This window comes from Intrasporangium sp., assembly GCF_039812505.1.
Lineage (GTDB): Bacteria > Actinomycetota > Actinomycetes > Actinomycetales > Dermatophilaceae > Intrasporangium_A.
This window is the reverse complement of record NZ_JBDIAQ010000008.1, coordinates 16,422-28,293: the sequence shown is the minus strand read 5'-3', so window position 1 is coordinate 28,293 and position 11,872 is coordinate 16,422. Positions and strand designations below refer to the sequence as shown.

Annotated in this window: 9 protein-coding genes; 3 read left to right on the top strand and 6 right to left on the bottom strand. The window is 72.8% G+C overall.

The genetic code is table 11. From position 1 onward, the window contains the following. Positions 1 to 10: 10 nt before the first annotated feature. The 4 genes from WMI84_RS02445 to mraZ form a co-directional block, all read right to left on the bottom strand. Positions 11 to 1,798 (bottom strand): penicillin-binding protein 2, encoded by a 1,788-nt coding sequence (locus tag WMI84_RS02445; protein ID WP_347350412.1) that lies wholly within the window; start codon positions 1,796 to 1,798, stop codon positions 11 to 13. 244 nt (positions 1,799 to 2,042) lie between these two features. After that, positions 2,043 to 2,669, bottom strand: a complete 627-nt coding sequence (locus tag WMI84_RS02440) for a hypothetical protein (RefSeq protein WP_347350411.1) — start codon at positions 2,667 to 2,669, stop codon at positions 2,043 to 2,045. Beyond that, positions 2,666 to 3,673, bottom strand: coding sequence for a 16S rRNA (cytosine(1402)-N(4))-methyltransferase RsmH (gene rsmH, locus WMI84_RS02435; protein WP_347350410.1), 1,008 nt, complete (start codon positions 3,671 to 3,673; stop codon positions 2,666 to 2,668). The genes WMI84_RS02440 and rsmH overlap by 4 nt, the downstream gene beginning before the upstream one ends. Positions 3,674 to 3,890: 217 nt before the next feature. Further along, positions 3,891 to 4,322 (bottom strand): division/cell wall cluster transcriptional repressor MraZ, encoded by a 432-nt coding sequence (gene mraZ / locus WMI84_RS02430; protein WP_347350409.1) that lies wholly within the window; start codon positions 4,320 to 4,322, stop codon positions 3,891 to 3,893. Positions 4,323 to 4,714: 392 nt separating this feature from the next. Between mraZ and WMI84_RS02425 the strand changes: the two genes are divergently transcribed. The 3 genes from WMI84_RS02425 to WMI84_RS02415 are packed head-to-tail and all read left to right on the top strand — an operon-like array spanning position 4,715 to position 9,280. Beyond that, on the top strand, positions 4,715 to 5,698 hold the full coding sequence (locus WMI84_RS02425; protein ID WP_347350408.1) for an AAA family ATPase: 984 nt from the start codon (positions 4,715 to 4,717) through the stop codon (positions 5,696 to 5,698). A gap of 13 nt (positions 5,699 to 5,711) precedes the next feature. Then, a complete protein-coding gene (locus WMI84_RS02420) occupies positions 5,712 to 6,959 on the top strand; it encodes a DUF58 domain-containing protein (RefSeq protein ID WP_347350435.1) in 1,248 nt (415 codons plus the stop codon). Then, a complete protein-coding gene (locus WMI84_RS02415; RefSeq protein WP_347350407.1) occupies positions 6,956 to 9,280 on the top strand; it encodes a DUF3488 and transglutaminase-like domain-containing protein in 2,325 nt (774 codons plus the stop codon). Before WMI84_RS02420 ends, WMI84_RS02415 begins: the two co-directional genes overlap by 4 nt. A 30-nt stretch (positions 9,281 to 9,310) precedes the next feature. Here WMI84_RS02415 and WMI84_RS02410 read toward each other — a convergent pair whose 3' ends face one another. Continuing rightward, positions 9,311 to 11,059: an RNA polymerase sigma factor gene (locus WMI84_RS02410; protein WP_347350434.1), complete on the bottom strand. Its 1,749-nt coding sequence runs from the start codon at positions 11,057 to 11,059 to the stop codon at positions 9,311 to 9,313. Positions 11,060 to 11,335: 276 nt separating this feature from the next. Further along, positions 11,336 to 11,734 carry a universal stress protein gene (locus tag WMI84_RS02405; protein ID WP_347350406.1) on the bottom strand — a complete coding sequence of 133 codons (399 nt, stop codon included), beginning with the start codon at positions 11,732 to 11,734 and terminating at the stop codon, positions 11,336 to 11,338. Positions 11,735 to 11,872 lie beyond the last annotated feature (138 nt).

Genomic DNA, 11,872 nt, shown 5'->3' with positions numbered 1-11,872 from the left:
ACATCCCAACCTACAGGCCGTCGCGCTTCGCCCGGGCCTCGGACAGGACGTCCGGGTCGGAGGGGGACAGCTTGTGCCCCACCCAGACGTGGTAGTCGAGGGCTGACTTCGGGCTCGGCGCGGCGCCGTCGCGTTCGATCAGGTAGCTCATGACCTGGTTGAAGACGGGGCCGGCCAGGGCACCGCCGAACATGCCGGCGCTCGGCTGGTGCAGGAACACCCCGACGACGTACTTCGGCGCCTCCGCCGGGGCGTAGCCGATGAAGGACGCGGTGAAGCCGTGGTAGCCGCCGGTCCGCTGGTCGTAGAAGTCGGCCGTGCCGGTCTTGCCGGCGACCCGGTAGCCCTTGATCCGGGCGTCCCGGGCGGTGCCGTCCGGGCCGGTGACCTCCTCGATCATCCGGCTCAGCGTGGTGGCGGTGCGCTCCGGGACGACCCGCACGCCCTGCTGGGGCGGCGCGGGCACGAGGGTGCCGGAGTCGTTCATCACGCCGTCGACCAGGGTCGGCGGCATCCGCAGGCCCTTGTTGGCGATCGCCTGGTACGCGCCGGTCATCTGCAGCGCGGTCGCCGAGTAGGCCTGCCCGAACAGCCGCGTGTACCGGGAGGCGCCGACCCACTGCTTGGCCGCAGGGACGTCGCCGGCGGACTCCCCTGGGAAGTCGATGGGTGACTTCGAGCCCAGCCCGAACCGGTGGAAGTAGCCGACCAGGACCTTCGGGTCGATGCGCTCGCCGATGAGCATGGTGCCGATGTTGGACGACTTGGCGATGACCCCGGTGGCGGTCAGGTACTCGGTCGGGTGGTTCTCGTTGTCCTTGAACCGCATACCGGCGCGCGGCAGGCGGTTGGGCACGATGACCCCGGTGTCCGGGGTGATCACGCCCTCCTGCAGGGCCGCCGCGAAGGTGATCAGCTTGCCGGTCGACCCCGGCTCGAAGGCGTCGTTCAGGGCACCGTTGCGCATGTTCGCGGGGTCGGCGTGGCTGAGGTCGTTGGGGTCGAACGACGGGTAGTTGGCCAGGGCCCGCACCTTGCCGGTCGCGACCTCGATGACGACGGCCGAGCCCTTCTTGGCGCCGACGTCCCGGACCCGTTTGGCCAGGGCGTTCTCGGTGAGCCACTGCAGGTCGGCGTCGATGGTGAGCCGGACGGTGCGCCCGTTGACGACCGGGGTGTCGACGCGCTCGGAGCCGGGGATCAGGTAGCCGTCCCGGGCGCGCTCGTAGATGCTCGTGCCGGGCGTCCCGGAGAGGGTCTTGTCGAGCTGGTACTCGATGCCGCTCAGCGGCGACTGGTCGGACGGCCGCACGACCCCGACGACGGGCCCCAGCGCCATCCCGAGCGGGTAGACGCGCGCGGCGGTCCGTTCGGCGGCGATGCCCGGCACGCCGAGCGACTTGACCTCGCTCCAGACCGCCGGGGTGACGTCCTTCTTGACGATCACGTAACGCGTGCCCGGGCGGGTGAAGCGGGTCTGCAGGTCGCCGGCGTCCATGCCGAGCAGCGGCGCGACGTCGCTCGCGGCTCCGACCGCGCCGACCTTCTGCCAGACGTCCCCGACCTTGACCTGGTACTCGGCGATGGCGACCGGGTCGGCCACGACGGTGAACCGCTCGACGCTCTCGGCGAGCACCCGGCCGTTCGTGTCGAGGATCTGCCCGCGCATGGCGGGGGTGACGGTCTTGACCGACCGCTTGCTCATGGCGGCCTGCTGGGTGGCCGAGGCGTCGAGACCCTGGACCCGGAAGAGCTGGCCGCCGAAGACGAGCAGGATCACGAGGGTCAGGCCCAGCATCACCCGGGCCCGGCGCCGGGGGTTGGCGGACCTGCGGCGGTGCCGGCGCAGGGGGCGCGGCCGGCCGGCTGCACCTCGCCGCGTGGGTGCCGGGCCGCGTCCACGCGCGGGGCGCTGCCGGGACGGCGTGTCGCGGCCGGGTGCCGCCCGGCCCCCGGGGCGCGCGGCACCCGACCCGGCCTCGCCGGCCCCGCCACGAGTATCCGGCCGCCGGGTGCCGGTTCCTCGGGTCTGGGTCACGAAGTCACCTCGTCGTCGCGGGCGGTCGCGTCGTCCTGCTGGTCGGGTCAAGTGTGTCCGTCGCGGACGGTGGCAGCGTGCTACCGGCGACCTTCGGCGTGGCGGGGACGACCGTCATCGCCGCCATCGCCTTCGCGACCGCGATCGCGTCGGCGGTCGCCACGTCGAGTGCCGAGGTGAGGCGGGTCATGACCCGGGGCGCGGGCATCGGGGCGACGACGATCGGCAGCCGCTGCAGCCTGGTGGCCGGGTAGGCCGTGCCGCTCACCTTCCCGGTGGCCAGGTCGATGTAGGCCCGCTGACCGGATCGAACCATGCCGAGGGAGGTGGCCCGGGCGGCGAGCGCGTTGGTCGACGACTCCCTGGCGATCTGCTCGGTCAGGCCACCGGCCCGGTCGCTCAGGCCCGCCGACTCCTTCTTGAGCGACCCGAGCGTGAGCGAGCCCTCGGCGAGTGCCGTGTTCAGCACGAGCAGCCCGATCAGCCCCGCGGTGAGCAGCACGAGGCAGAGCGTCGCGAAGGCGCCGCTCCCGCTCGTGCCGATCCGGGTCGGCAGGACCCGCAGCGGTGCCTTGGAGGGCAGCCGCCGGGCGGTCCGCAGGGGCCTCGCGGTGGCGGTCAGCTGGCTCATCGGGTGGGTCCCTTCCTCGGATGGTCCGGCCTGGCTGGTGCGCCTTCTCGGATGCGCTCGGCGACGCGGAGCCGGGCGGAGGCGGCCCGGGGGTTGGCCGTGACCTCCGCCTCGGTCGGTTCCTCGGCACCGCGCGTCAGGAGTCGGAGGTACGGCGCGTGGTCGGGCAGCTCGACGGGCAGCCCGGGCGGGGTGCTCGAGGCGGCCCCGGCGGCGAAGGCCCGCTTGGTGATGCGGTCCTCGAGGGAGTGGTAGGACAGGACCGCGATGCGTCCGCCGACGGCGAGCCGCTCGATGGCCACGGCGACGGCCCGCTGCCAGGTGCCCAGCTCGTCGTTGACCTCGATGCGCAGCGCCTGGAAGGTGCGCTTGGCGGGATGGCCGCTCTGCCGCTGCGAGCTGACCGGGATGACCCGCCGCAGCAGCTCGACGAGGCGCTCGGAGGTCGTGAAGGGCGCGCGCTCGCGCTCGCCCACGACAGCCGCGGCGATCTTGCGCGCGTAGCGCTCCTCCCCGTACTCCGCGAGGACCCGGGCCAGCTCCGACGCGGGATAGGTGTTGAGCACGTCGGCTGCCGTCGGCCCCCCCGACTGGTCCATCCGCATGTCGAGCGGCGCGGCGACCCGGTAGGCGAAGCCTCGGTCGGTCTCGTCGAGCTGCAGCGAGGAGACACCCAGGTCGAACAGGATCGCCTGGACGGTCTCGATGCCGAGCGAGTCGAGCACCGCCCCGAGCCGGTCGTAGACGGAATGGACCGCGCGGAAACGGTCCCCGAACCGGCGAAGGCGCTCCTCGGCCAGGGCGAGCGCCTCGCGGTCCCGGTCGACCCCGACGACGCTGACCCCGGGGAACCGGTCGAGGACTCCCTCCGCGTGCCCGCCCATCCCCAGCGTCGCGTCCAGGTACACCGCGCCCGGACGGGCCAGCGCAGGCTCGAGCAGGTCGATGGTGCGCTCCCGCAGGACCGGGACGTGGCGGCCCTGCGCCGGTCCTCGGTCCGTCATGCTCGCCCTCTCGGTCCTGCTCCTGCGGGTCGTGGCCCGGGTGGTCTGGTGGTCCTGGCGTGGGTGGTCGTGGTCTGGTGCTCGTGTCCGCCGGGTCGCTGCTCGAGCGGCCCGGGCCTGCGGACTGGTCCCCATCCGCTGCGACGCCCGGGGCGGGGGAAGTCACCCCGGGAGCGAAGCGGCTGGAGGCCGGCGCGCAGGCGCGCCGCCGGACGGGTCAGAACATGCCGGGAACCACCTCCTCGGACGTGTCGGCGAAGCTCTGCTCGGTCGCCGCCAGGTAGTCGTTCCAGACCGCGGTGTCCCAGACCTCCAGGTGGGAACCGGCCCCGATCACGGTGACGTCGCGGTCGAGCCCGGCGTACTGGCGCAGGTTGGCGGGGATCGTGAACCGGCCCTGCTTGTCGGGGACCTCGTCGGAGGCACCGGAGAGGAACACGCGGATGTAGTCCCGGGCGCCCTTCGAGCTCTGCGGGGCCGCGCGCATCCGGTCGGCGAGGGTGACGAACTCGTCCATCGGGTAGATGTACAGGCTGCGCTCCTGCCCGCGGGTCACGACCAGGCCGGTGGCGAGGCGCTCCCGGTACTTGGCCGGCAGGAACAGCCGCCCCTTCTCGTCGAGTCGCGGGGTGTGCGTACCGAGGAACATGCTCGGCCACCTCCCCTTCCGCGACCGGGGACGACCCGCTGCGTCCCGCTCGGCGCCACGATACTCCACTTCACTCCACCGCGGCGTCACGAACCTCCGTGTCATACCCGACTTCGGCGCGTTCTCGCAGGTCACCGATGGTGGTGCGAAGTGGAGGAAAGCACCAGCACCCAGCCCGTCCGGTGCGGCCCGGGCGCGCGAAGCCGGCTCGGCGGCATACCCGAGCCGGACCTGAGGACCGGCCGAGCCCGCCCGCCCCGGGGCGCAGGTGGGGCACGGTGGAAGGACCGCCCCTTTGGAGGGAGCCCACGGATGAGGGAAGATCGGATCGCGTGACGGCACGCGCCCCGCCACCCGTGGGAGCGCGTCCAGCAGGGGGAACCGGAGGTAGCGTGACGACGGAAACGACCGGCCGTGACACGGACACGGCACTGGGGCTCGTCCACGAGGTGGCAACCCGGCTGACCGGCGCGATGAGACGGGTCATCGAGGGCAAGGACGAGGTCATCCGCACGACGGTCACGGTCCTGTTCGCCGGTGGCCACCTGCTCATCGAGGACGTGCCGGGGGTCGGCAAGACGATGCTCGCCAAGACGCTCGCCCGCTCGATCGACGCGACCGTGCGACGCATCCAGTTCACCCCCGACCTGCTGCCGAGCGACGTCACGGGGGTCAGCGTCTTCAACCAGGACGCGCGCACGTTCGAGTTCCGGCCGGGCGCGATCTTCGCCAACGTGGTGGTCGGCGACGAGATCAACCGGGCCTCCCCCAAGACGCAGTCGGCGCTGCTCGAGTCGATGGAGGAGCGGCAGGTCACCGCGGACGGCACGACCTACCGGCTCCCCGAGCCGTTCATCGTGATGGCGACCCAGAACCCGATCGAGATGGAGGGCACCTACCCCCTGCCCGAGGCGCAGCGCGACCGCTTCATGGCCCGAATCTCCATGGGGTACCCGTCGCCCCGGGCGGAGCTCGACCTGCTCGAGACGCACGGGGCGCGCTCCCCGCTCGAGTCGCTGCAGCCGGTGACCGACGCGGCCACGGTCGTGGCGGTCACCGAGGCGGTCCGGGGCGTGCATGCCAGCCCGGCGATCCGGCAGTACATCGTCGACCTCGTCAGTCGGTCCCGCTCCTCGGCGGCGCTGCGGCTCGGCGCCTCGCCGCGGGCCGCCCTGCACCTGCTGCGCGCGGCGCGGGCCCACGCCGCCCTCGAAGGACGCGACCATGTCATCCCCGACGACGTACAGGCGCTCGCCGTCGCGGTCCTGGCCCACCGGCTGATGCCCTCCAGCGAGACCCAGCTGGCGCGCCGCACGACCAGCGAGGTCGTGCTCGAGCTGCTCCGGCAGACCCCCGTGCCTCCGGCGGCGCGGTGAGGGCGTGGCCGCCATGGGATCGCTGCGCAGCCTCCTGACGACCCGGGGCCGGGCGCTCGTCGGGGCCGGGATCGTCCTGGCGCTGTCCGGGATCGCCTTCGGCTTCGTCGACCTCATCCGGTTCGGCGTGCTCGGGCTCGCCCTGCCGTTCGTGGCGGCCGTACTGGTGCGGACCCGGCGGACCCGCCTGCGCATCGTGCGGCACCTCTCGCCGGAGCGCGTCGGCGTCGGGCAGCCGGCCCACGTGACGATGACGGTGCAGAACCTCGCCGACCGTTCGACGCCGGTCTTCCTGGCCGAGGAACGGATCGACTTCGCGCTCGGGGACCGGCCCCGCTTCGTCGTCGGCCGCATCGCACCGCGGCGGACGCGGACCGTCGAGTACTCCGTGCGCTCCCACGTGCGCGGCCGTCACGTGCTCGGGCCGCTGAGCGCGCTGGTCCCCGACCCCTTCGGGCTGGCCACCCGCAGGGCCGTCCTGGCCGGCACCACGGACGTCGTCGTCCTGCCGGCCGTCCACCCGCTCTCGGCGAACCGGCCGCCGAGCTCGGGAGTCGGCTCGGAGGGTGAGCAGGCCCACCTGCTGGCGTTGCACGGCGAGGACGACGTGACCGTGCGGGAGTACCGCGACGGCGACGACCTGCGGCGCATCCACTGGCCCTCCACGGCACGCGTCGGCGACCTCATGGTGCGTCAGGAGGACCGGCCCGCCCAGCGCCGAGCCATCCTGCTGCTCGACCCCCGCGCCGGCGCCCACGGCGGCACCGGGGTGACCGGCTCGTTCGAGTGGGCGGTCACCGCGCTGGCCTCGGTCGCGGTCCACCTGGTCGACAACGGGTATGCCGTCCACCTCGTCTGCAGCGAGACCGTCGACGCGGCCCGGGCCGGGGACCCCATGGGGCGCGGTGAGATCCTCGACGTGCTCGCCGTGACCCAGCCGCGGGCCGAGACCGGTGCCGACGACGTCCTGCGGGCGGCCCAGTCGCTGACCGACTCGGGCGGGTTCGTGGTGGCGGTCCTCGGGCCCTGCGACCCCGAGGTGACCGCCCGCGTGGCCAGCCTGCGGCAGGTCGGCACGACCGGGCTCGCCATGGTGCTCGACTCCGCCGGCTTCGGCCCGGCCCCGGACGTGGACGACGTGACCTCCCACGTCGACGTCCTGCGACTGGCCGGCTGGCGGGCCGTGCCGGTCGCCCGGGGCGAGGACATCGGCCGGACCTGGGACCGGCTCACCACGGTCGCGGCGGGAGCCGGGCGATGAGCCCACGTCGCTGGCGCAGCACCGTCCTCGGGGCCCTGGCGGCCCTCGCGGCGACCTATCCGGTGACCTCGCTGTTCACCTCCACCGAGTGGTTCCCGCAGGTCGTGGTGTTCACCGCGCTGACGGCCACCGTAGGCCTCGTCCTGCGTGGGATCACCCGGTCCCGGCTGACCGTGCTGGCCGCACAGGTGCTCGTCGTCGGCTACGTCGTGGTGTGGCGCTTCAGCCAGGACCAGCAGGCGTGGTACCTGCCGGAGACCTGGGACGGGCTCGGCGCCCTCGTGGCCGAGGCCTACGACACGATCCAGCGGTACTCCGCACCGGCCCCGCTGACGCCGGGGGTGACGTTCTGCCTCGTCGTGATCGGGGCGGCCCTGGCGATCACCGTCGACGCGATGGCCGCGACCTGGCACGCGCCGGCGGCGGCCGGTCTGCCGCTGCTGACGGCCTACCTGATCACCGCCGCGAACGGCTCCGAGGCGCTCGAGCCGCGCTACTTCGTCCCCCCGGTCGTGATCTGGCTGGCGATGCTGCACACCACCGAGCGCGGCCGCTTCCGACGCTGGAGCACCACGAGCTCGGTCGGCGAGGAGGACACCGGGGTCGACGGGAGCGTCGGGGTGCAGGAGCACGCCAGGGAGGCCCAGCGGTCCTTCTCGGGCGGGGCGGTGCGGCTCGGGCTGGTCGGCCTGGTCCTGGCGCTCGTGGTGCCGGTCGTGGTGCCCCACCTCCCGCCGCGCTACCTCGCGGAAGGGCTCGGCCGCAGCGTCGGGCCCGGCGGCGCCGGCACCGTCGGCTTCAACGACACCCTCGACCTGACGCAGAGCCTGAAGGACACCGACCAGACCCCGGTGCTGCGGTACTCGACCACGGGCCCGCGCCCGCCGCTGCGGGTGTTCGCGACCGCCACCTACACCTCGCACGGCGAATGGGTCGCGCAGGGACGAGACGCCTCGGCGGGCGCCGCGTCACCGCTGCCGCCGGCCGCGGACCGCAAGGACTACACGATGACGGTCCGGGAGAACACCCTGCGTCCCCCGCGGGTCGCCGCGCCGTACCCCGTCGTGGGGGTGTCGATGGACGGTGTCCCGTGGCGCCGCGACCCGAGCACGGGCGACATCCGGGTCGCCCGGCCGGTGTCCACCTACCGGGTCACGTATGCCGACGTCGCTCCCCTGCCGAGCCAGCTCGAGCAGGCCGGGCCCCCGGACGGGGCCGAGGTCGGCCCGGAGGACCTGGCCATCCCCGAGGCCGCCCGCCGGACCGTCATCTCGTGGTCGGACCAGGTGACGGCCGGCAAGACCACCGAGCTCGACAAGGCGATCGCGATCCAGGACCACCTGCGCGACACGAGCATCTACACCTACAGCCTCGACCTGGGCAAGCAGCCGCGCGACCAGCAGGGCCGCCCGCTCGACCCGATCACCAGCTTCCGGCTCACCCGGCGGGGCTACTGCACCCAGTTCGCGACCGCGATGATCATGCTCGCCCGAGCGCAGGGCATCCCGGCCCGGTTGGCCGTCGGGTTCCTCCCGGGCGAGCAGGAGGGTCAGGAGTACGTCGTGCGGGCCTCCGACGCGCACGCCTGGCCGGAGCTGTACTTCAACGGGTTCGGCTGGCTGCGCTTCGAGCCCACCCCGGGGGCCCGCTCCGGCGCCCCGCCGCCCTACACCGTCGTCGCGAGCGGGCCCGGCGCGACCGGGGGCGGGCAGCAGGCCCCCGAGCCGGGTCAGTCCAGCGCGCCGGCACAGACCGGCCGGCCCGGGCTCGACCAGCCCGACGTGGTCGCCCCGGTGCTGACGCCGTGGGACGAGATCAGGGCCGCAGTGACCGTGCGCAACGTCCTGTTCGTGGTCGGTCTGCTCGTCGCGCTCCTGGCGGTGTTCGTCATGCCGCTCACCGCCGCGACGGTCCGGCGCCGCCGACGGCATCGGGCCGCGAACCGGCAGGACCTCGTCGAGGCCGACTGGGACGCCCTCACCGCTCACCTGCGCGACCTCGGCATCGACCCACCCGAGGGCGGCACCCTGCGCACCTGGCGGGACCGCCTGATCCGGGACGGCCACCTCGACAGCGCCGGCGCGGGCGCCGTCCACCGGGTGACGGCCACCCTGGAGCGATCCCGCTACGACCGGCCCGAGCGGACCACCCCGGAGCAGACCGCGGCCCTGCACGACGACATCCGCAGCATCCGCCGGAACGTCGGGCGCACCCGGGCCTGGTCGGTCCGGCTGCGCGCCTTCCTGTGGCCGGAGGCCGGGGTGTCCGTATGGCGCCGGCTGACCAACCGGTTCACCGGCGGAGGCGGCGACGGCGGCTGACCCCGGTCCCCGTCGAGCCCTGCGCGTCCCTCAGTCGAGGTAGTCGCGCAGGACCTGGGAGCGGCTGGGGTGCCGGAGCTTGCTCATCGTCTTGGACTCGATCTGGCGGATCCGCTCCCGGGTGACGCCGTAGACCTTGCCGATCTCGTCGAGCGTCTTGGGCTGACCGTCGGTCAGGCCGAACCGCATCGACACGACGCCGGCCTCACGCTCGGAGAGCGTGTCGAGCACGGAATGCAGCTGCTCCTGGAGCAACGTGAAGCTGACCGCGTCGGCGGGCACGACCGCCTCCGAGTCCTCGATGAGGTCGCCGAACTCGCTGTCGCCGTCCTCGCCCAGGGGGGTGTGCAGCGAGATCGGCTCGCGGCCGTACTTCTGCACCTCGACGACCTTCTCCGGGGTCATGTCGAGCTCCTTGGCCAGCTCTTCCGGGGTCGGCTCCCGACCGAGGTCCTGCAGCATCTGTCGCTGGACGCGGGCGAGCTTGTTGATGACCTCGACCATGTGGACCGGGATGCGGATCGTGCGGGCCTGGTCGGCCATGGCGCGCGTGATCGCCTGGCGGATCCACCACGTCGCGTAGGTCGAGAACTTGTAGCCCTTGGTGTAGTCGAACTTCTCGACCGCGCGGATCAGGCCCAGGTTGCCCTCCTGGATGAGGTCGAGGAAGAGCATGCCGCGCCCGGTGTAGCGCTTGGCCAGCGAGACCACCAGGCGAAGGTTCGCCTCCAGCAGGTGGTTCTTGGCCTTCTTGCCGTCCTGCGCGATCCACCACAGCTCGCGCTTGAGCTTCATCTCGATCTTGTCGCCGGAGTTGAGCTGCTCCTCGGCGAACAACCCGGCCTCGATGCGCTTGGCGAGCTCGACCTCCTGCTCCGCGTTGAGCAGGGCGACCTTGCCGATCTGCTTCAGGTAGTCCTTGACCGGGTCCGCCGTCGCCCCGGCCGTCACGACCTGCTGGGCGGGGGCGTCATCCTCGTCGTCGTCGCGGATGACGAACCCCGACTCCTCGGACTCCTCCGCGCCCTCACCGGACTTCGCGCTGCGCCCGGCTGCCTCGCCGGTCGAGTCATCCTCGTCGCTCGCCTCCTCGGGCCCGTCCTCCGCATGGCCCTCGGCCTCGTCGTCCGCCACGGCCTCGACCTCCGAGACGTCGACGTCCTCCAGCTCGCTCGGGTCGGCGTCCTCGGGCTCGGCCGCCTCGTCGTCGGCGGAGTCCTGCTCGACGGGCTCGACGGCCCCGGCGACCTTCCCGGCCGGTGCCTTACGGGTCGCGGCCCGCTTGGTGGTGGCCTTCTTCGCGGGAGCCTTCCCGGCCGCGGCCCGGGAGAGCTCGCCGTTGGTCCGGGCCGGCGCGCCCGGCGCCTTCGGGCCGGACTTCGTCGCGGCCGTCCTGCCCGGGGCCGGCTTGGTGGCCTTCGCCGGTACCGGGTCGTGCTCGGACTGCTCGCGCGAACCGGCTTCGGCCGCAGCCTTCCGCGCAGCTCTCTTCGTCGCGGTCGCGGTCGTCTTGCGCGTGGCCACGGTGCCTCCCTTGGTCCCGGTACGGGTACTCGTCGAACTCGTCGACCCGGTCGTGACGACCACGTCGATGCCATGCTGCTCAAGCGTTGTCAGGACCGACTTCATCCGGCGCGGGTCGAGCCCTGCCTCGGTCTGGGCATGCAGGACGTCCGTCGCGGTGACATGACCACTCGCCTTGCCCTTGGCCAGCAGCCGCTTGATGGGAGCATGCTGGAACGCCTTGGGCAAGGTCGTCGGTGCTCCCGCTGAGGTCACCTTGGGCACGGGCAGGGTCGCCTTTCGTCGCTGGCTCGTCGTGTGGTCCGCACCCCTGGCGCGGGCATGCATCAGCACAACGAACAGGGGTGGGGATTCATGCCGGACGTGTCTGGTGTCTCGGAGTCGATCCCTACATCGATCTCACTGTTCGCCCTGTGCGACCCGGCTCGAACGACATTATAAAACGCCGACCGCTCCGCAGGCGAAAAACGGCCGGCCCGCCGGCCCGGGGACCAGCCGGGCTCCCACCCCTCGATCGGCGCCTTCGCGACCTCAGTCGGCCTTGACGGCGAGCACCGGACAGCTCGCGTCCAGCAGGATGCGCTGCGCGTTCGAACCGAGGATGAGCTTGCCGACCGGGCTGCGGCGGCGCAGGCCGATGACGATGAAGGTGGCGTTCTCCTCCTCGGCCACCGAGATGAGGTCCTCGGCCGGGTCGTTCCCCCGGACGAGCTGGCGCACCTCGTGCTCGAGACCCTGCTCCTCGAGCACCTGCTGCACCCGCTCCAGCTCCGCCTCGAAGCGGGTGGCCTCGGCCGCGTCGAAGTCGCGGCCGCCGCGGTGCGAGCTGATCACGACCAGCTTCGTCTTGCGAAGGACACATTCCTCGGCAGCTTGCTTCAGCGCTGCCCGACCTTCCTTGGTGGCGACGTATCCCACGACAATGGCCACTGGGGACCTCCTCATCTCGCACGGATGCACGCACGCACGCACTCCCGGGTGCACCCTGCGGTGCACTGGGCAGTGACGCTACCGGATAACCGCACCCCAGCAGAACGCCCTCGACACGAACGGCCGACGGGAGGCCAC

Excerpts from the sequence above, each read along its gene's own strand:
- WMI84_RS02445 (WP_347350412.1), bottom strand. The coding sequence starts at position 1,798 with ATGCTGGGCCTGACCCTCGTGATCCTGCTCGTCTTCGGCGGCCAGCTC.
- WMI84_RS02440 (WP_347350411.1), bottom strand. The coding sequence starts at position 2,669 with ATGAGCCAGCTGACCGCCACCGCGAGGCCCCTGCGGACCGCCCGGCGG.
- rsmH (WP_347350410.1), bottom strand. The coding sequence starts at position 3,673 with ATGACGGACCGAGGACCGGCGCAGGGCCGCCACGTCCCGGTCCTGCGG.
- mraZ (WP_347350409.1), bottom strand. The coding sequence starts at position 4,322 with ATGTTCCTCGGTACGCACACCCCGCGACTCGACGAGAAGGGGCGGCTG.
- WMI84_RS02420 (WP_347350435.1), top strand. The coding sequence starts at position 5,712 with ATGGGATCGCTGCGCAGCCTCCTGACGACCCGGGGCCGGGCGCTCGTC.
- WMI84_RS02415 (WP_347350407.1), top strand. The coding sequence starts at position 6,956 with ATGAGCCCACGTCGCTGGCGCAGCACCGTCCTCGGGGCCCTGGCGGCC.